Origin of the sequence: Neorhizobium petrolearium, assembly GCF_029854435.1 — a bacterium.
Taxonomy (GTDB): Bacteria; Pseudomonadota; Alphaproteobacteria; order Rhizobiales; family Rhizobiaceae; genus Neorhizobium; species Neorhizobium petrolearium.
Window position 1 is genome coordinate 2546016 of the sequence record NZ_CP123000.1, and the last position, 18467, is coordinate 2564482.

Below are 18467 nucleotides of genomic sequence, written 5' to 3' on the forward strand. Positions count from 1 at the left end.
TGGGCACTGCCTGAAATCTATCAGAACAACCCTTCCACAAACCCCTCGTCATTCAGGAAAATCCGCTCGGCCGAAGGTACGCGCGGCAGGCCCGGCATGGTCATGATCTCGCCGGTGATGGCGACGACGAAGCCGGCGCCGGCCGAAAGCCTGACCTCGCGCACATGCACGACATGCCCTTCCGGCGCGCCGCGCAGGTTGGGATCGGTGGAGAAGGAATATTGCGTCTTGGCGACGCAGATCGGCAGGTCGCCGTAGCCCTGTTCCTCCCAGGTCTTCAACTGGTCCTGCACGCCCCTGTCGGACGTCACCTCGCCGGCATGATAGATTTTCGAAGCGATGATCTCGATCTTCTCCATCAGTGGCAGATGGTCGGGATAGAGCGGCTGGAATTTCGCCTGACCGCCCTCGGCAAGCTCGACCACCTTTTCCGCCAGTTCCTCGATGCCCGCCGAACCCTCCGCCCAGTGACGGCAGAGAATGGCGTCGGATCCGTGCCGCGCCGCATAGTCTTTCACGGCAGAGATTTCGGCATCGGTATCCGACGTGAAATGGTTGATGGCGACGACCACCGGCACGCCGAATTTCCGCACATTTGCGATGTGACGGCCGAGATTGGCGCATCCGCGCTGCAGCGCCTCGACATTTTCAGCGGAAAGATCGTCCTTCCTCACTCCGCCGTTCATCTTGAGCGCCCTGACGGTTGCGACGATCACCGCCGCGTGAGGCTTCAGTCCAGCCTTGCGGCACTTGATGTCGAAGAATTTCTCCGCCCCGAGATCTGCCCCGAAACCCGCTTCCGTCACCACGTAGTCACCGAGCTTCAGCGCCGTCCTGGTGGCGATCACCGAATTGCAGCCATGCGCGATATTGGCGAAAGGCCCGCCATGCACAAAGGCCGGATTGTTTTCCAGCGTCTGCACGAGGTTCGGCTGCATGGCATCCTTGAGCAGAACCGTCATCGCCCGATGGGCCTTGATGTCGCGCGCAAACACCGGCGTCCTGTCGAACCGGTATCCGACGACAATGTCGCCGAGCCGCCGTTCGAGGTCGTTGAGGTCCGACGCCAGGCAGAGGATCGCCATGACTTCCGAGGCGACGGTGATATCGAACCCGCTCTCCCGTGGGAAACCGTTGGCCACACCACCGAGTGAGGCAACCATCTGGCGCAGAGCCCGGTCGTTCATGTCCATCACCCGCCGCCAGGTGATGCGCCGCACGTCGATGTTCTCGGCGTTCCCCCAATAGACGTGGTTGTCGATCATCGCGGCGAGCAGGTTGTGCGCCGCCGTGATGGCGTGGAAATCGCCGGTGAAGTGCAGGTTGATATCTTCCATCGGCACGACCTGGGCATAACCGCCGCCGGCCGCTCCGCCTTTCGTTCCGAAGCAGGGCCCGAGCGACGGCTCGCGGACGCAGATCACGGCCTTTTTGCCGATGCGGTTGAGCCCGTCGCCCAAACCCACGGTCGTCGTGGTCTTGCCCTCGCCCGCCGGCGTCGGATTGATCGCCGTGACGAGGATAAGCTTGCCGTCCGGACGATCTGAAAGCGAGGTGATAAAATCGGCCCCGACCTTCGCCTTGTCGTAACCATAGGGCGCCAGCGCATCCGCCGGTATCCCCAGCCGCGCGCCGATTTCGGCGATCGGCTTTTTCTTCGCGGCGCGCGCAATCTCGATATCCGATTTGACGGCTGCCATGCGTTCCCCGCTCCCGTTCGTTCTGTGGAGTTCGAATATGCCCGTGCGGTTATGAATAGCGAAGGAAACGTAATGTGGGAATGGCAGTGATGGAAAGGGACGCCCCCAGAAGTGTGGCTTTTACGCATCACACGATAACTTGACTAAAAAAGTCAGATTCAAACTTGACTCCTTTTGTTTAGATTTTTAATTCTCGCCGCCGGGGCTTCCGCTGAGCGGAAATCGACAAATCCGAATTCTTTTCCGCGCGTTGGGCAATGAACGGCGCGCGACGTTGCCGCATGCTTTTTAAAGGGGGCTTTCATGGGTTCACGCTTTTTACGACACCAGCATCTTTGGGCTGGAACTGCCATGGTCATGGCACTGGGTATCACCTCCACGGCTTATGCGCAGGAGGCGACGACGGACGACCAGTCGACAGAGCTGAAACCGATTGTGCTGACGACGGAGAAAGGCGGTCGGGTTGCAGATTCCCCGCAGACACAGACCACTGAGCGCGCAAAAATCCAGGAGCGCATGGTCACCGATTTCAAGGATTTCGCCCGCCGCATCGATGCCGGCGTGAATTTCAACAGCAACACCAAAAGCGTCAATATCCGCGGTCTGCAGGACCAGCGTGTCCTGACGACGATCGACGGCATTCGTCTGCCCTGGCTCACTGACCCGCGCGACAGCGCCCAGGGCGGTGTCAATTCCTTCGATTTCGACAGCTTGTCTTCAGTCGATATCACCAAGGGTGCCGATTCCAGTCGCTACGGCTCCGGCACACTGGGCGGCGTCGTGGAACTGCGCACCCTCAATCCGGAGGACCTGATCGAGGAAGGCAAGAATTTCGGCGCGCTCACCAAAACCACCTATGACAGCGCGGACCAGAGCGCGGGCGGCAATGCCGCCATCGCCGGCAGGTTCAACGATAGCTGGCTGCTCGTCCAGGGCGGTTACAAGAAGGGCCACGAGACCGAGAACCAGGGACACATCGGCGGTTATGGTACGACCCGAACGGAAGCCAATCCGGCCGACTTCGTTCAAAAGAACCTCCTCGTGAAGTTCCATCAGTATCTGGAAGGCGGTCACCGCTTCGGGCTGACGGCGGACCTCTTCAACCGCGACGAGGACTTCGACAACATGCGCGGCACAACGTCCAGCTATGAGCAGGGCGGCTTCAAGTCCGGCGAGGAAGTCGATCGCAAGCGCTTCTCCGGCTCCTACGACTTCATCTCCCCCGATGGCACCGATATTGTCGACCAGGCGAGCGTCAACATCTATTGGCAGAAGGAAAAGCTGAACAATACGACGGATGCGATCCGGCTGATTGATCCTCGCGCCTTCGCACCGGGCGGTGCCGGCTGGCACTATGGCCCCCCCTACGGCGTCTACAAGCGCGACAACATGATCGAGCAAACCTCCTACGGCATCACCGGCAATGCCGAGAAAGAACTTGAGATCGGCGGAGTGGCGCATGAATTCCGGTTCGGCGGCGAACTCTACTGGCAAAAGACCCACCAATACTCCTCCGGGGTCGATAATTGCCCGGATGTCGACTGGACGACCGTTCCTCAACCCTATGGCCCGCAGTCCTGCCGCCTTCTGCATTCCAACGCCTCGGACATGCCCGATGTGGATAGCGTCGTGTTCGGCGCCTTCGTGGAAGACGACATCAAACTGATGGACAATCGCCTCACCATCACTCCGGGTGTGCGCTTCGACTGGTACAGCCACGATCCGAAATCCACCGCGGCCTTCGAACGAAGCCCGAACTACGATCCGTCCTATCTGAACTCGAACGACGACTTCGGTATCTCGCCGAAGCTGCGCTTCGCATGGCAGGCGACTCCCGAACTCGAACTCTTCGCGCAATATGCGAGAGGCTTCCGCGCGCCGACGGTGACGGAACTCTACCAGAATTACGGCGCACCGGGTTCCTATGCCCGCATAGGCAATCCCGACCTCGAAACCGAAACCAGCAACGGCTTCGAGATCGGCGCCAAATATGCGGGGACCGACTATTCCGTTTCGGCAACCGTGTTCAACAACTACTACCGCAACTTCATCGACACCGTCACGATTGCACCGCCCGGCGGAGAATATCCGATCGGCGGCATCACCGGTTACGACAACATCAATAAGGTCCGCATCTACGGTATCGAACTCGCCGGCGAATGGCGGTTCCATCCGCATTGGCGCACCTGGGGTTCGTTTGCCTGGACCAACGGCCGCGATAGCGAAACGGGCGCATATCTGAACTCCGTCGCTCCGCTGCGCGCCATCGTCGGCCTCGGATATGCGCAGGAAACCTGGGGAACGGACGTCTCGCTCACCATGGCGGCGGACCGCGACAAGGTCAGCGGCAGCGGCTTCGAAGCTCCGGGCTACGGCATTGTCGATCTGTCCGCCTGGTGGGCTCCCGAACAGATCGGTGAGGTGGATGTCAAGGGCCTGAAGGTGCAGGCAGGTGTCTTCAACGTTTTCGACAAGAAATATTGGGACGCCGTCAGCGTACCGGACGGCACGACCATCGCCAGCCGCGACTATTACAGCGAGCCGGGCCGAACCTTCAAAGTCTCCATCAGCAAGAAGTTCTGATCACTTCTTGTCCGAGACCGGAAACGCCGCGCCGCCAGGGCGCGGCGTTTCTTCGTTTGCCAAGACTTCTCTGCAACCAGGAAGGCCCCGGAGCGGCCTGAGCTCCTCACCGTCTCCCGGCGCTTCGCTTTCGCTCAGCGCGTTCGTCACTGCAATCGATTCACTGGATCGATTGCTCTGGCTCCGCCGGACCGTTCCTCACCCCTCGCCGATCGCGATCAGGCTGGCATTGCCGCCCGCCGCCGCAGTGTTGACCGAAATCACCTGTTCCTCCGCAAACCGCATCAGATAGGCCGGGCCGCCTGCCTTGAAGCCGGTGCCGGAAAGCTTGGAGCCGCCGAAGGGCTGCGTGCCCACCACGGCGCCGATCATGTTGCGGTTGATGTAGACATTGCCGGTATCGAGCGCTTCGGTCACCTTGCGAATGGTGGATTCGATGCGGCTATGGACGCCAAGCGTCAGCCCGTAGCCCGTCGCATCGACTGCGGCGAGCACCTTGTCGAGTTCCTTCGCCTTCCAGCGCACCACGTGCAGCACGGGACCGAACACCTCCCTGGTGAGTGCCGCCGGACTGTCGAGCTCGATGATGTGAGGCGCGAAGAAGTTGCCCGTCTCCGGCACGTTGCCGGCATAGCACACCTTCTGCTTCACGCGCATCTCGGCCACGTGGTCGGCGAGCATCTGCCGCTGGTTCTCGTCGATGATCGGCCCGACATCGGTATTCTGCTTCGAAGGATCCCCGAGATTGAGTTCGGCCGCCGCGCCCTCGATCATCTTCAACATCCCGTCCGCCACGTCCTCCTGCAGGAACAGGATGCGAAGCGCCGAGCAGCGCTGGCCTGCCGAACGGAAAGCCGACACGACCACATCGTCCGCGACCTGTTCGGAAAGCGCTGTCGCATCGACGATCATCGCGTTGATGCCGCCGGTTTCTGCGATCAGCGGCACGATCGGACCGTCCTTCGCGGCCAGCGTCCGGTTGATTGCCCACGCCGTCTTCGTGGAACCGGTGAAGGCGACGCCGGCGAGCCTCGGATGCGCCGTGATCGCAGAACCGACATCCGGCCCGCCCGGCAAGAGCGCCAGCGCTTCTGCCGGTACGCCCGCCTGGTGAAAGAGCTTGACGGCTTCATAGGCGATCAGCGGCGTCTGCGGCGCGGGCTTGGCGATGACCGTGTTGCCGGCGACCAGCGCCGCCGATATCTGGCCCAGGAAGATGGCGAGAGGGAAATTCCACGGCGAGATGCAGCCGAATACGCCGCGGCCGCGCCAGAGGTGGCGGTTGTCCTCCCCCGTCGGTCCCGGCATCTGTACCGGCGCACCGAAAAGCTCGCGCGCCTTGTCGGCATAGTAGCGGCAAAAATCCACCGCCTCGCGGATTTCCGCGATACCGTCGTCCAGCGTCTTGCCGGCTTCCGCAGCGAGCAATGCCAGCAGCCGGTTGCGGTTTTCTTCGAGCAGACCGGCCATGCGTTCCAGGCACGCGGCGCGCGTATCCACCGGCTGGCGCGACCAGGCCTTGAACGCCTTGTCGGCTGCGGTGAATGCGGCATCCACATCCGCAGGCGTGGCCTCCTTCACCGTACCGACGGTCTTCGACCGGTCGGCCGGCGACGTGACCCGCTTTTCCTCCGCCCTGGAGGTCACACCGGCGACGAGCGGCCCGGCCTTTACCTCCGGCAACGGCTTCGACAAATCCCCCATCAGCCGGTCGAGACTTTCGCGATGGCCGAACTCGAAACCAGCGCTGTTCTTGCGGCGGCCATAGATGTCGGAGGGCAGCGGAATCTGCTTGTGCCGCGCGCTTGCACCATCGTCGAGACCCAGCCGGGCGGCCGGCCTTTCCAGCAATTTTTCGACCGGAACCTGCTTGTCGCCCGCAACCGCCACGAAGGAGGAATTCGCACCATTCTCCAGCAGCCGCCGCACCAGATAGGCGAGCAGGTCGCGATAGCCGCCGACCGGCGCATAGATGCGGCAGGCGATCCGGTCGTTGCTTTCGAGCAGGTCGTCATAGAGCGCCTCGCCCATGCCATGCAGCCGCTGGAATTCGAACCCGGTGCGATCCGGGCCTGCAAGTTCCAGAATGGTCGAGACGGTCAACGCATTGTGGGTGGCAAACTGCGGGAAGATGCGTGCACGCTTGGAAAGAAGCTGCTGTGCGCAGGCGAGATAGGAAAGATCGGTCGCCGGCTTGCGCGTCCAGACCGGATAGTCCTCGAGCCCGCGTTCCTGCGCCCGCTTCACCTCCGTATCCCAATAGGCGCCCTTCACGAGCCGCACCATCATGCGCCGGCCAAGCATCGCGCAGAGCTGATCGACATAATCGATCACCGCAGCCGCACGCTTCTGATAGGCCTGGATCGCCAGACCGAAGCCGTCCCAGCCGGAAAGCGACGAGTCCGAGAAGACGGCAGCGATGACGTCGAGCGACAGTTCCAGCCGGTCGGCCTCTTCCGCATCGACGGTGAAATTGAGCTGATGCTCCTTGGCCATGCGGGCAAGGTCGGTGAGCGCGGGAACGAGTTCCTTCATCACCCGGTCGCGATGGGTGGCGAGATAGCGCGGATGCAGCGCCGAGAGCTTGACCGAAATGCCCATCCGGTCGGGAAGCTGCTTGCCCTTGCCGCGCTTCGCCATATGCGCACCGATCGCCTGGATCGCATCCGCATAGGATCGGAAATAGCGCCCGGCATCCTCGGCCGTGCGAGCCCCCTCGCCCAGCATGTCGAAGGAATGGCGGTATCCCTTTTCCTCGCTTTTGGCGGCGCGGGAAAGTGCATCCTTCATCGTTTCGCCCAGCACGAAATGATGGCCGAGGAAACGCATCGCCTGCTTGGTCGCGCTGCGCACCGTCGGCAGGCCGACACGCTTGACGAGACCGCGCAAGATTCCTTCCGGCGTCTCACCGGGGCCGATGACACGGGCCGAAACGGCAAGCGCCCAGGCGGAAGCCGATACGAACCAGCTTTCGCCGGAGGCTTCATGGGTGCTCCAGCCGCCCTCGCGCAACTTGTCCTCGATGAGGCGGTCCTGCGTCAGCGCGTCCGGCACGCGCAGAAGCGCCTCCGCAAGGACCATCAGCGCCAGCCCTTCCCGCGTCGAAAGACCGTATTCCCGCAAAAAATCCTCGACGCCGCCGACCTTGCCCCCGCCATCGCGGATGGCATTGATCATCCGCCTGGCCCGCTGGTCGATTGCCGCATCCTGCGCGGGCGAAAAGCTTGTACGGGCCGCAAACTGTCGGATCAGCCGGTCGTCATCTCCGGCATAGGGCGCGCTAAAGGGAATGAAGGGTTCGACAGTGGCATAGTCGCTCATGGGCATCTCCGTTTCATTCTCCACATAGCGGGAATTCTCTGGTGGTTTCAGCGGATTTTCATGATAATAACTGGAAATAGGACATCATTTTTCTTGATTTGTAGCGGAATATGAAGGAACTCGACCGTCTCGACCGCAAAATCCTCCGGGCGCTCCAGAAAGAGGGGCGTCTGAGCAATATAGAACTCGCAGATCGCGTCAGCCTTTCGCCGACCGCGACGGCCGAGCGCGTCAAGCGGTTGACCCGCGAGGGGTATATCCTCGGTTATAGCGCGCAGCTCTCACCGGAGAAGCTCGGCCGCAACCTGCTCGTCTTCGTCCAGGTCAAGCTCGATCGCACGACTCCTGACGTTTTTGACGCATTCGCAGCCGCCGTCAAACGCAGCGACGATGTGATGGAATGTCATATGGTGGCCGGCGGTTTCGACTATCTGGTGAAGGCGCGGGTGGCGGGAATGGAAGCTTACCGACAATTCCTCTCGGAGGTGATTCTCCCGCTTCCGGGCGTCCGGGAAACCCACACCTATGCGGTGATGGAGGAGATTAAGGGAACCGGATATATCCCGGTCTAAAAAATCCTTCCTGCTAAGCTCCTGAAATAGCAAAAAGAAACTGATTGACTATCACAAAATAGGCGAATATTTGCTGCATTGCACGAAATTTTGTTGGCCATTCAAACAGTTTTAGATATTTGTTAACTATAACATAAACACCTGTCAGCTTTGCTCGTATGATCACTCTGGAACGGCAGTCGATCTTGAACAGCGAGATTTCCACCGCGGATTCGCCAGGGGAAATCTTTGCGGCGATGAAGCGCGTCGCCCATGAGTTCGGGTTCCGGCACGTCACGCTTTTTGCCGCAGGCTCGCCGGATGAGAATCTGGTATCGCGGATGATCGTCGAGACGACGCTGCCTTCCGCCTATATCCAGGAGTTCGATCGCCGCCGCCTCCTGCGTCTCTGCCCGGTCGCGCCGATCATCTCCAAATCGGTTCTGCCCTATTGCTGGTCTCTCGATGAATCCGAGAACGTGCGCGGTTTTGCGATCCCTGCAGCCATGGAGGAATTGCAGCGCCGCTACAAGTTGATCACCAGCGTCGCCATGGCCCTGAATTCCATCGATGGCGACCGTTTCCTGCTGCGTTTCGATGGCACTCGGCCGCGGCTGACCCAGGTGGAACTCAACGAGATCGGCATGATCGTGCTGCATGCCTTCGATGTCTTCGACAAGATCCGCCGGAGCGCCAAAACGGTGGGCGCCGGCCCGCTTTCCAGTCGTGAACTGGAGGTTGTCCGCTGGACGGCGCAGGGCAAGACCTCTGCTGAAATTGGCCGCATTCTTTCGTTATCGGATCATACGGTGAACGCCTACATGACCAATGCCATCAAGAAACTGGATTGCGTCAACCGCACCCAGTTGGTAGCTAAGGCACTCAGGCTGCGACTGATAATGTAAGCTCGGGAACACCTTCCCGGCCCCGGGAGGAAGAGATTGCCGTTTTGGGTTCAGCACACCGAAAAACGCGTCAATACTCAATATCAGGAAGTTGGCCTCTCGCCTGCCGAGGTGGTTGAACTCGCCTCGGCATTCCGTCTCTACGGCTTCTGGCGGATCGATCTGGACACTGGCCATTTCTTCGCGACCGAGGACCTCTGTCGCCTCTTCGGTCTGGAGCCGCAGGATGGACCTGTGAACCTGATGGCCATCACCGCCCGTATCCACCCCGACGACATGCCGCAATTGATGGAAACCTTCGAGCGAGCCAGCGCCGAGAAACTGATCTACCACAATATCTATCGAGTGAGGGCCGACGCCGAGGATTACAAATATGTCCGCACCGTCGGCAAGTTTCGCGACAGGCCAGGCACCGGCGGCGAAGTCGTCGGACTCACCTACGAATTCTTCGCTCAACACCCCGGCGCTACGTTTTTTCTCGACGAGCCTGACCCCTGATTGGTGGTTTCCAAACCTACCGATCCAGCACCGAGCGCACTTCCACGAGGTTTGAGCGGACCATCAGGGTATGAAAGCCCATGACGGCGAGATGGCTCGGCATGATCAGGCCGTCCTCGCGCCCATTGGAGACGATCGATGGCTGGATGCGCAACGCGGCACGGAACCGGTTGAGCGTTTCATTCCATATCTGCCCGAGATTGCGCTCGCGGATCACCTGGGAAAAGTCGGCGCCGGCACCCGAAAGCACGGCGTAATAACCGTAAAGCTGACCGTAGGCGAACCAGAACCTGTCGTCCGCACGCGTGTCGAACCAGCCGCCTCCGTGATTTTCCGAACGATCGCGCAGGATCGCCGCCGTTCCCCCGAGGTCGTTGGCGATCCGGTCGATGAACTGGATCAGGTTGTCGGCCCGAGTGTCGAAGGTCGCGTTGCAGGCGGAAAGATCCCTGTTGAAGGTCCTCAGCTTCTCGATCGCAGTCCGATAATAGGCCGGCGTCGGTGTCTTGAAGCCGAAGGGATCGAGCCCGAAATACCAGGAATATTCGTCGAACTGCAGGTTGCCGCGCGCGTCCTGCAGGTTGCTGTTGATGCCGGACGTGCCACGAACCCGCCCCAGCGTGTCGACGAGTTCGCTCGAGGTGCGCCGCACCGCCTGGTTCACGCCGCGCTGGAACGAGGCCTTGTTGTCGAGGAAGGGCGTGTGATCCCAGTCGACGCCGAAGAAGCCGAGCCGATAGAGCAGCATCGAGGATATCCAGGCGTTCTGGTTGACGTTCATGTCGGTGAGATCGGCCACAGCATCGACGATCGCCGACGACTGGCACTGTCTGGCGTTCGTGGCGGCTGCGGTCGCGCCGCCGCCGGCGGAGGCTGCGGCCGGTAGTTCCTGTCCGGCCGGCGTGGTGCGTTCCGACCAGCGGTAACTGTCGACGAAATTCGGGTTGAAGCCGCTCCAGATCTGCGTCTGCCAGAAGAAGTAGCCGTAGAAGCCGATGAGAAGCGCGAGAACCGCGAGGATCGGCCCCTTCACCATCCAGTGACGCCGGCCGTACCAGCCATGCGCCGCCATGAACGGCCAGATGAGCCAGGCGACCAGAAGCCCGATACCTCTACCGACGGCCTGGCCGATCCGTTGGAAGAAGGCGGTAATTCCGTCGAGCATCGCAGTCTCCTGTCGGGCGGGGCATCGGATTTGCTCAACACATATTGGCTCGGCTGCCGAAGACAAGGACAAAAATCAACTGTGGGATGTTTTGGATCGGAAGGGGCGTTTCGTCGCGGTCAGGGCCGCATGAATTTGAAATCGGAGATCGCGGGCAGCCGCCAGCCCGCCCCTGCCGGATGTGCCTCGGCAGCCGCCTGTTTGACAGCTTCGGCCGGAAACCGTTCGGCAAAGGCCTCGTTGGCGCGGTCCCTGCGCCGGTCGAGACCGTGGACGCTCAGCATACCCTTGGAGAAACGCTCGATTTCAGGAGACAGGCTCGGAAAGTCTTCAGGCCTTAGGTCTTCGTCGCCGTGCCGCGACACGACCTCGGAAAAGACCTGGTAGAGGATGAGCAGGTCCTCCACGTCGATCAGGAGCTTGTGCATCAGCACGTTGCAAGTGCCGACGCCGGCATTAAGCCCATCGATGAAGGTCTGGAACACCGCGACGAAATCTTCCGTCCGGCGCGCAGCCTCGACGCCTGTCATCGCCTCTCCGTTCTCCCCGTGCAGTTTTTCAATGATGTCCGGCCGGTGGTCGATGAAGGCCTTCAGATCGGCTTCGCCCTTGCTGCGCCGTGCAAGGAGAGTTACGCGCTCTGCCCGCACGAGCGCAGCAAGCCGGTCGGCGCGCCTCAGCAGCTCGGCAAGATGATCAAGCGACACAGACCTGCGCGAACGCGCCAGCCGGCGGCGGCGCATCGCGCTCCTCGATACGAGGCCGATCAGCTTCTCGAATCGCGTCGGCACCTCACGCATGTCGAATTCGCGGGCCCGGAACGCAGTCTCGGCCGCAAGCCCCGCCAAGAGATTTGCCAAGGCGGCTTCGGCCGCCTGCCGCCCCGGCGCGCTCGCCTTGAAGCGTTCCGCTTCGATCGCAAGCTTCGCTTCCTCGGGAAGAGTGAGGCTCTCAGCCGCTTCGGCAAGCATCGACGCCGGCGGCTCAAACGCTTCGCGCGTTGCCACCAACGCGTCGCCGATGCGCTCCATCTCGCTGTCGAAAACCTGGGCCTCCGCCACGCCACCTCTCCTGCCGATCGCAGACAGGATAGAGCATCGGACCGGAAAGTGTGAAGCGGTTTTCCGAAAATCCGGTGCTCAAACAAAAAGTTAGAGAGGCAGTGGAACTATGCCGCGGGTAGCGCGGCGCTGGTCACAAGCCGAGCTTGGCGATTTCCGCTTCCAGCCTTTCCTTCGCCTTCTTCGGCATCTTCGTTGCCTTCACGGCGTCGATATTGGCAGGCGCGTCGCCCACCACGACCAGAGCCACCATGCCCATGCCGTAATGCGGCGTGCATTTGAACACGTAGGCGCCCGGCTTGTCGGCGGTGAACGAAACGTCCTCGCTGATCTTACCCTTGATCGGGGCGACGCCCTCCGGCACGAGGCCCGGCATCGAGACGACATCGTGCCCTTTGTCCACCGCGACGAATTTGATCGTGTCGCCGGGCTGCACCTTCACCGCCGCCGGTTCGAACACCATGGCCTGACCATCGCTCCCCTTGTTGAGCATCTTCACTTCGATCTCAGCACCAAAGGCCGGAAGGGTGAGAAGAGCAAGCGTTGCAGCAAGGGTGAAGGTCTTTGTCGCGTTTCTGCGCATGTAAGCACTCCTGGAAAAGCCTGACTTTTAATGGCCAGAATGCCTACTCATCATCCCCATTGCCGGCTTTGACCAGAGTCAATCTCGTCGCATTGCCGCGGCTTTCCGTCTCAGATAGTCAACGAAGACCAAACCGCGATCAGTCGCAGCGCATCCTGTCTTCCCAATGCCGGCGGCAAAGCGACACATATTTCTCGTTTCCGCCGACTTCGACCTGTGCGCCCTCGCGCACCAGATTGCCCTCCGCGTCGAGCCGCACCACCATGGTTGCCTTGCGGCCGCAGAAGCAGATAGTGCGCACTTCCCGCAGCTCGTCGGCGATCGCCAGGAGCTCCAGCGAGCCGGGAAAGAGCTTGCCCTGGAAATCGGTCCTCAGTCCGTAAGCCATGACCGGAATTCCGATCCGGTCGCAGACACGCGCGAGCTGCCACACCTGCTCGACGGACAGGAATTGTGCCTCGTCCACGAAGACGCAGGCGATCTGCTCTTGCGCATGCATGGCTTCGATCGCCGAAAGGAGATCGTCGGACGACCCAAAAGGGATTGCATCGGAGGAAAGGCCGATCCTGGACGCGACCCGCCCCTCGCCCGCTCTGTCGTCGAGCGCGGCGATGAAGATCGCCGTGCGCATGCCGCGCTCCTGATAGTTGTAGGAGGCCTGCAAGAGCATGGTCGACTTGCCGGCATTCATCGTCGCGTAGTGGAAATAGAGCTTGGCCATGCCCCCGCTTCTGCTCGCGATCGGGATTCGAGGAAAGCGGGGGAAGCCGATAACCACAGGAAACTCGAACGCGGCCGCGGCAGCATCCCGGGAGAATCGGCCAGAAGAAATCCCGCACAGCCCGGCTCCTGTCTGGCGGCAGAAATTAGCGTCATGTCACATCCGGCAGTTTCCAGTCGTCATGTGTTCGGAAGTGTCGAAAGGAGCCGACGATGACACAGAGATTGAACCCCTTCACCACAAGCCCCGATGCAATGCAGCCGTGGATCGAGCTGGGAAAGACGATTCAGACCAATGGCCTTGAGCCGCTGTTGAGAGAGCTCGTGATGACGCGGGCGGCGCAGATAAACGGCTGCACCTTTTGCCTCCATCACCACATTGCGGATGCCCGCAAGCATGGAGAGACGGAAGACCGACTTCACCTTCTCAGCGCATGGCGCGAATCCACGCTTTATTCCAACCGCGAGCGAGCCGCCCTCGCCTGGACCGAAGCCCTGACGCTGGTTTCCGAAACCCATGCTCCGGATGATGTCTACGAGGCCTTGAACGAACACTTTACTGCGGACGAGCAGGTAAACCTCACTCTGCTGATCGCGCAAACCAACGCCTGGAACCGGATCAACATCGGCTTCCGCAGGTTTCATCCTGCCGAACGGAAAACGGCGGCCTGAGAGCCGTCACACCGAGCCGGCACTCGGACGCACGCACTGTGCTTGCGTCCGAACTCACCCGGTACAGTCTGCCGAATGCTCGACCGTCCGCGCATACGGAAGACGCGAGTTTGAAACCCTCCGGGGATCCGCCCCGGCTCGCGAACAAATCGGATACCGCCTGCGGCACGGGAAAATGGCCGAAGGATCATCGAAAATGTCGCAAATGGCCCCCTTGTCCCGCCGCGAATGCACGCGCTTGCCTCGCCCCAACAGATATTGATAATGGCGGGAACCAGAAAGACAGGGGAGCAAGTCATGCGCATCACCACCTCGCTGAAGATCACGCTCGCAGCCGCCGCCTCCGTGCTGGTGCTTGCGACGGGCGCCTCCGCCGCCGAGCCGGAAGCCTGCGGCACGGTCCGATTCTCCGATGTCGGCTGGACCGACATCACCGCCACGACGGCCACCGCAAGTGTCCTCCTCAAGGCACTCGGCTACGAGACCGATGTAAAGGTCCTTTCCGTGCCGGTCACCTACAGCTCGCTGAAGAACAAGGATATCGACGTCTTCCTGGGCAATTGGATGCCGACCCAGGAGGCGGACGTTCGCCCCTATTTGAACGACAAATCGGTCGAATCGTTTGGGCCTAACCTGACGGGCGCCAAATATACGCTAGCCACAAACGCCAAGGGCGCCGAGCTCGGCATCAAGGATTTCAAGGATATTGCCAAGCAAAAGGATGCGCTCGAAGGCAAGATCTACGGCATCGAGCCGGGCAATGACGGCAATCGTCTCATCCTCGACATGGTGGAGAGCAACACCTTTGAGCTCAAGGGTTTCGAAGTGGTGGAATCCTCCGAACAAGGCATGCTCGCCCAGGTCGCCCGCGCCGACAAGGCCGGTCAGCCGGTCGTCTTCCTCGGCTGGGAACCGCATCCGATGAACAGTAATTTCAAGCTGACCTATCTCTCCGGCGGCGACGATATCTTCGGGCCGAATTTCGGCGGCGCCGAGGTGTTCACCAATGTGCGCGCCGGCTTCGCGGAAGAGTGCCCGAACGTCGGCGCTTTCATCAAGAACCTGAAATTCTCGCTGGCCATGGAAAACGAGATCATGGGCGGCATCTTGAATGACGGTGATGAGCCGGAAGACGCCGCTACCAAATGGCTGAAGGCGAACGGCGCGGCAATCGAACCATGGCTCGCCGGCGTCACCACCAAGGACGGCAAGCCTGGCCTCGAAGCTGTCAAGTCCGAACTCGGCCTCTGACCATCGGACGGGCCGGTCTCCCGGCCCGCATGCCCTCACCGATAGTTCCCTCCGGAGCAGGCAGGCATAGACGTGAATTGGCTTCCCGAATGGCTGGTGGATTCCGGCGGAAAGATGCGCCTCGGCAACTGGGCGAAGGATTTCGTTGACTGGCTGACCGCCAATGCCGACTGGTTCTTCGACTGGCTGTCGGCCGTGCTGTCGAGCGTCATCGATGCCCTGCTTTTTGTCCTGCAATGGCCGAACGCCTATGTGCTGGTCGCTCTTATCACCGCGCTCGCCTGGTGGCTGCGCCGTTCGGCGGGTATCACGCTCTTCACCTGTCTCGGGCTGCTCCTCATCTATAATCAGGGTTACTGGAAGGAAACGACCGAAACGCTGGCGCTGGTGCTTGCCTCGACTGCCGTCAGCATGGCGGTGGGCGTACCGCTCGGCATTGCCGCGGCCCGCCGCGCCTGGGTCTACGAGATCATGCGGCCGATCCTCGACCTGATGCAGACCATCCCGACCTTCGTGTACCTGATCCCGGCGCTCATTCTCTTCGGCCTCGGCATGGTGCCCGGCCTCATCGCCACCGTCATCTTCGCCATTCCGGCGCCGATCCGGCTCACCCGCCTCGGCATCGTCTCGACGCCCGGTGCCTTGACCGAAGCGGCCGTTGCCTTCGGCGCGACACGCGGCCAGGTGCTGCGCAAGGTGGAACTGCCCTTCGCCATGCCGCAGATCATGGCCGGTCTCACCCAGACGATCATGCTGTCGCTTTCCATGGTGGTGATCGCAGCCCTCGTCGGCGCCAATGGCCTGGGCGTGCCCGTCGTACGTGCGCTCAACACCGTCAACATCGCCCGCGGTTTCGAGGCAGGCTTGTGCATCGTCATCCTGGCGATCATCCTCGACCGCATGTTCCGGACATCCAAGGGAGATGGCGCATGACCGCCCGGAAGACAGATTGCGTCGTCTTCGACCATGTCGACATCATCTTCGGCGATGATCCGGAACGCGCACTGCCGCTGATGGACCAGGGCAAGAGCCGCGACGAGATCAGCGCCGCAACCGGCATCGTGCTCGGCGTCGCGGATGCCTCGCTGACGATTCACGAGGGGGAAATCCTGGTGCTGATGGGCCTGTCCGGCTCCGGCAAGTCGACGCTTCTGCGCGCCGTCAACGGGCTTGCCCCGGTCGTGCGAGGCTCGGTCAGCGTCGCCACGCCGTCGGGACCGGTCGATCCCTACAGGGCAGGCACAAAGGTCCTGCGTGATCTGCGCATGCATACGGTCTCCATGGTCTTTCAGCAATTCGGCCTGCTTCCCTGGCGCACCGTCTCGGAAAATGTCGGCTTCGGCCTGGAGCTCGCAGGTGTCGCGGAGGCGGAACGCAGGAAGCGTGTCGGCGAACAGCTCGACCTGGTCAATCTGACGCAATGGGCCGACCGCAAGGTGGGCGAGCTTTCCGGCGGCATGCAGCAGCGTGTCGGCCTGGCGCGCGCCTTTGCGACCGGCGCGCCGATCCTCCTGATGGACGAACCCTTCTCGGCGCTTGACCCGCTGATCCGTACCCGTCTGCAGGACGAGCTTCTGGAATTCCAGCGGCGGCTCAAGAAGACCATCCTCTTCGTCAGCCACGATCTCGACGAGGCCTTCCGCATCGGCAACCGCATCGCCATCATGGAAGGCGGACGCATTATCCAGTGCGGTACGCCGCAGGAGATCGTCCGTGCGCCGGCCGACCAATATGTCGCCGATTTCGTGCAGCACATGAACCCGATCGCCATGCTGACGGCGGGCGACGTGATGCGTCCGGGCGTCACCGCCGCGGCCGGCGCGACCCCGGTCTCCGCAACCGCCCGTTCCGACACGCCGCTGATCGATATCCTCGACGCCCTTTCCCGCCAGCCGGGCGCGGTCGGCGTGGTCGATAACGGAACGATCATCGGCACCATTTCGGCTGAGGACGTGGTCGCCGGGCTCACCCGCCACCGCCGCCGGGCTGGCTGAAGCCTAACCTGAGACATTCAGTCGGCTTTCGTCCGGTCACCGGAGATGGTATGTCCTGCCGATGCCGGGAAACGACGGCCAATGGAAGCAGAGGGACGAGATGGCTGACGAATCCCAGACCGATAAGCCCAATGTGCTGCGCGAGACAGACGACGAAGCTCGCCGCCTCGCCCGCATGCTGGTGCGCGGCGCGCGCTATATGGCGCTCGCCGTCCTCGATCCGGAAACCGGCTTCCCCTCCGTCAGCCGGGCACTGACCGGCACCGATGTCGACGGCGTGCCGGTCATCCTCGTCTCGGCCCTTTCCGGTCATACCAAAGGGCTTGTTGCCGATCCCCGCTGCTCGCTTCTGGCCGGCGAGCCGGGCAAGGGCGATCCGCTCGCCCATCCAAGGATCACACTACAGGCACTTGCCGAAAGCATTGCCCGGGATACGCCCGACCACGCCCGTATCCGGAGCCGCTTTCTCGATCGGCATCCGAAAGCCGCATTGTATGCAGATTTTGCCGATTTCCGCTTCTTCCGAATCGTTCCGCAAAGCGCTTCGCTCAACGGGGGATTCGGCCGGGCCTATGTCCTGACAGGAGCCGATCTCATCATTCCCGAGCCGGGAGCCGCTCCGGAATGGCTCGAACTCTCAAAGAGTTTAAAAAATATGACCGATGCTGCAGAGAGCCTTGCTGCCCGCCTTGGCGCGGAAAACGGGAAGAACTGGCGTTTCGCAGGTGTCGATCGAGCCGGAATCGACCTTGTCGGTGGCGATCTTCAACTCAGACACGAATTCGATGAACTTGCAGCCTCGCCGGAGGCCGTGCTTGATTATCTTTTTACCATGTCTAAAGTTCATTAATCGGGTTACCCGAAATTTAGGGATATACAATCCCTTTTGCTGCTTGTTAATTTTCGCATGTACGACGAAGGGTGAATTTTAGAGCGGGGGGCCGCTTTGAAAGACGAGGGGTTTTAACTTATGGACACGATGGCACTATCCGAGCATTCCACCGCAGCGGCAGGCTTGTTGTCTGCAATGGCCAATCCGAAGCGGTTGATGATCCTGTGCTGCTTGGTAAGAGGTGAGGTCGCTGTCGGTGCGCTCGCTTCGCAGGTCGGTCTCAGCCAGTCGGCGCTGTCGCAGCATCTTTCCAAGCTGCGCGCTCAGAAACTGGTGAAGACTCGCCGCGATGCACAGACGATTTATTATTCCAGTTCATCAGAATCGGTGATCAAAATACTGGAGACGCTGGAAGAGATTTATTGCGCGCCGGCTCAAAAGAAGTCCGCCGCCGCTTAGGTCTGACGACGCAGACATAGTGTCTTTACTGCCTTGACTTAGCTTCCGGCGCCCATGGCCGGAGGTAAGGTTGTCTGTTGACTTGTCGCATCATTGCCAAATCCGAACCGCGGTGCCGTCGTTGCCGGCGGCGTTTGATGCCGTCATGGACTTACCTCGCGCCTGCAAAGGC

16 protein-coding genes are annotated in these 18467 nt (G+C 61.2%); 10 read left to right on the forward strand and 6 right to left on the reverse strand.

The genetic code is table 11. The features are described from left to right. Positions 1-20: 20 nt before the first annotated feature. Positions 21-1700: a formate--tetrahydrofolate ligase gene (locus QEO92_RS12810; protein ID WP_227703287.1), complete on the reverse strand. Its 1680-nt coding sequence runs from the start codon at positions 1698-1700 to the stop codon at positions 21-23. Between the two features lie 303 nt (positions 1701-2003). On the opposite strand from QEO92_RS12810, the gene QEO92_RS12815 reads away from it, so the two are divergent. Next, positions 2004-4283, forward strand: coding sequence for a TonB-dependent hemoglobin/transferrin/lactoferrin family receptor (locus QEO92_RS12815; RefSeq protein ID WP_227703288.1), 2280 nt, complete (start codon positions 2004-2006; stop codon positions 4281-4283). A 198-nt stretch (positions 4284-4481) separates the two neighbouring features. Here the strand turns inward: QEO92_RS12815 and putA are convergent, their stop codons facing one another. Beyond that, on the reverse strand, positions 4482-7610 hold the full coding sequence (gene putA / locus QEO92_RS12820) for a bifunctional proline dehydrogenase/L-glutamate gamma-semialdehyde dehydrogenase PutA (RefSeq protein WP_407721259.1): 3129 nt from the start codon (positions 7608-7610) through the stop codon (positions 4482-4484). A 104-nt stretch (positions 7611-7714) separates the two neighbouring features. Between putA and QEO92_RS12825 the strand changes: the two genes are divergently transcribed. The 3 genes from QEO92_RS12825 (at position 7715) to QEO92_RS12835 (ending at position 9558) form a co-directional block, all read left to right on the forward strand. Further along, positions 7715-8176: an Lrp/AsnC ligand binding domain-containing protein gene (locus QEO92_RS12825; RefSeq protein WP_037148112.1), complete on the forward strand. Its 462-nt coding sequence runs from the start codon at positions 7715-7717 to the stop codon at positions 8174-8176. A 158-nt stretch (positions 8177-8334) separates the two neighbouring features. Then, on the forward strand, positions 8335-9060 hold the full coding sequence (locus QEO92_RS12830; protein ID WP_227703290.1) for a helix-turn-helix transcriptional regulator: 726 nt from the start codon (positions 8335-8337) through the stop codon (positions 9058-9060). 36 nt (positions 9061-9096) lie between these two features. Beyond that, on the forward strand, positions 9097-9558 hold the full coding sequence (locus QEO92_RS12835; protein ID WP_227703291.1) for a PAS domain-containing protein: 462 nt from the start codon (positions 9097-9099) through the stop codon (positions 9556-9558). A 16-nt stretch (positions 9559-9574) separates the two neighbouring features. Here the strand turns inward: QEO92_RS12835 and QEO92_RS12840 are convergent, their stop codons facing one another. The 4 genes from QEO92_RS12840 to QEO92_RS12855 all read right to left on the reverse strand — a co-directional run bounded on the left by QEO92_RS12840 (position 9575) and on the right by QEO92_RS12855 (position 13088). After that, positions 9575-10723 carry a DUF2333 family protein gene (locus tag QEO92_RS12840; protein ID WP_227703292.1) on the reverse strand — a complete coding sequence of 383 codons (1149 nt, stop codon included), beginning with the start codon at positions 10721-10723 and terminating at the stop codon, positions 9575-9577. Between the two features lie 119 nt (positions 10724-10842). Next, on the reverse strand, positions 10843-11784 hold the full coding sequence (locus QEO92_RS12845; protein WP_227703293.1) for a hypothetical protein: 942 nt from the start codon (positions 11782-11784) through the stop codon (positions 10843-10845). Positions 11785-11917: 133 nt separating this feature from the next. Beyond that, positions 11918-12367 carry a pseudoazurin gene (locus QEO92_RS12850; RefSeq protein WP_227703294.1) on the reverse strand — a complete coding sequence of 150 codons (450 nt, stop codon included), beginning with the start codon at positions 12365-12367 and terminating at the stop codon, positions 11918-11920. Positions 12368-12506: 139 nt separating this feature from the next. Continuing rightward, entirely contained in the window at positions 12507-13088 is a 582-nt protein-coding gene (locus QEO92_RS12855; protein WP_227703295.1) for a thymidine kinase, read from the reverse strand. Positions 13089-13300: 212 nt separating this feature from the next. Here QEO92_RS12855 and QEO92_RS12860 point away from each other — a divergent pair, with 212 nt between their 5' ends. From QEO92_RS12860 to QEO92_RS12885, 6 genes are all read left to right on the forward strand, one after another. Then, positions 13301-13759: a carboxymuconolactone decarboxylase family protein gene (locus QEO92_RS12860; protein ID WP_227703296.1), complete on the forward strand. Its 459-nt coding sequence runs from the start codon at positions 13301-13303 to the stop codon at positions 13757-13759. A gap of 297 nt (positions 13760-14056) precedes the next feature. After that, positions 14057-15010, forward strand: a complete 954-nt coding sequence (locus QEO92_RS12865; RefSeq protein WP_037148127.1) for a choline ABC transporter substrate-binding protein — start codon at positions 14057-14059, stop codon at positions 15008-15010. Between the two features lie 114 nt (positions 15011-15124). Further along, positions 15125-15943, forward strand: coding sequence for a choline ABC transporter permease subunit (gene choW, locus QEO92_RS12870; protein ID WP_037148695.1), 819 nt, complete (start codon positions 15125-15127; stop codon positions 15941-15943). Continuing rightward, positions 15940-17004: a choline ABC transporter ATP-binding protein gene (choV, locus tag QEO92_RS12875; protein ID WP_037148128.1), complete on the forward strand. Its 1065-nt coding sequence runs from the start codon at positions 15940-15942 to the stop codon at positions 17002-17004. Before choW ends, choV begins: the two co-directional genes overlap by 4 nt. Positions 17005-17104: 100 nt before the next feature. Continuing rightward, on the forward strand, positions 17105-17854 hold the full coding sequence (locus QEO92_RS12880) for a HugZ family pyridoxamine 5'-phosphate oxidase (protein ID WP_227703297.1): 750 nt from the start codon (positions 17105-17107) through the stop codon (positions 17852-17854). Positions 17855-17974: 120 nt separating this feature from the next. Further along, positions 17975-18295 carry an ArsR/SmtB family transcription factor gene (locus tag QEO92_RS12885; RefSeq protein WP_037148133.1) on the forward strand — a complete coding sequence of 107 codons (321 nt, stop codon included), beginning with the start codon at positions 17975-17977 and terminating at the stop codon, positions 18293-18295. Positions 18296-18467 lie beyond the last annotated feature (172 nt).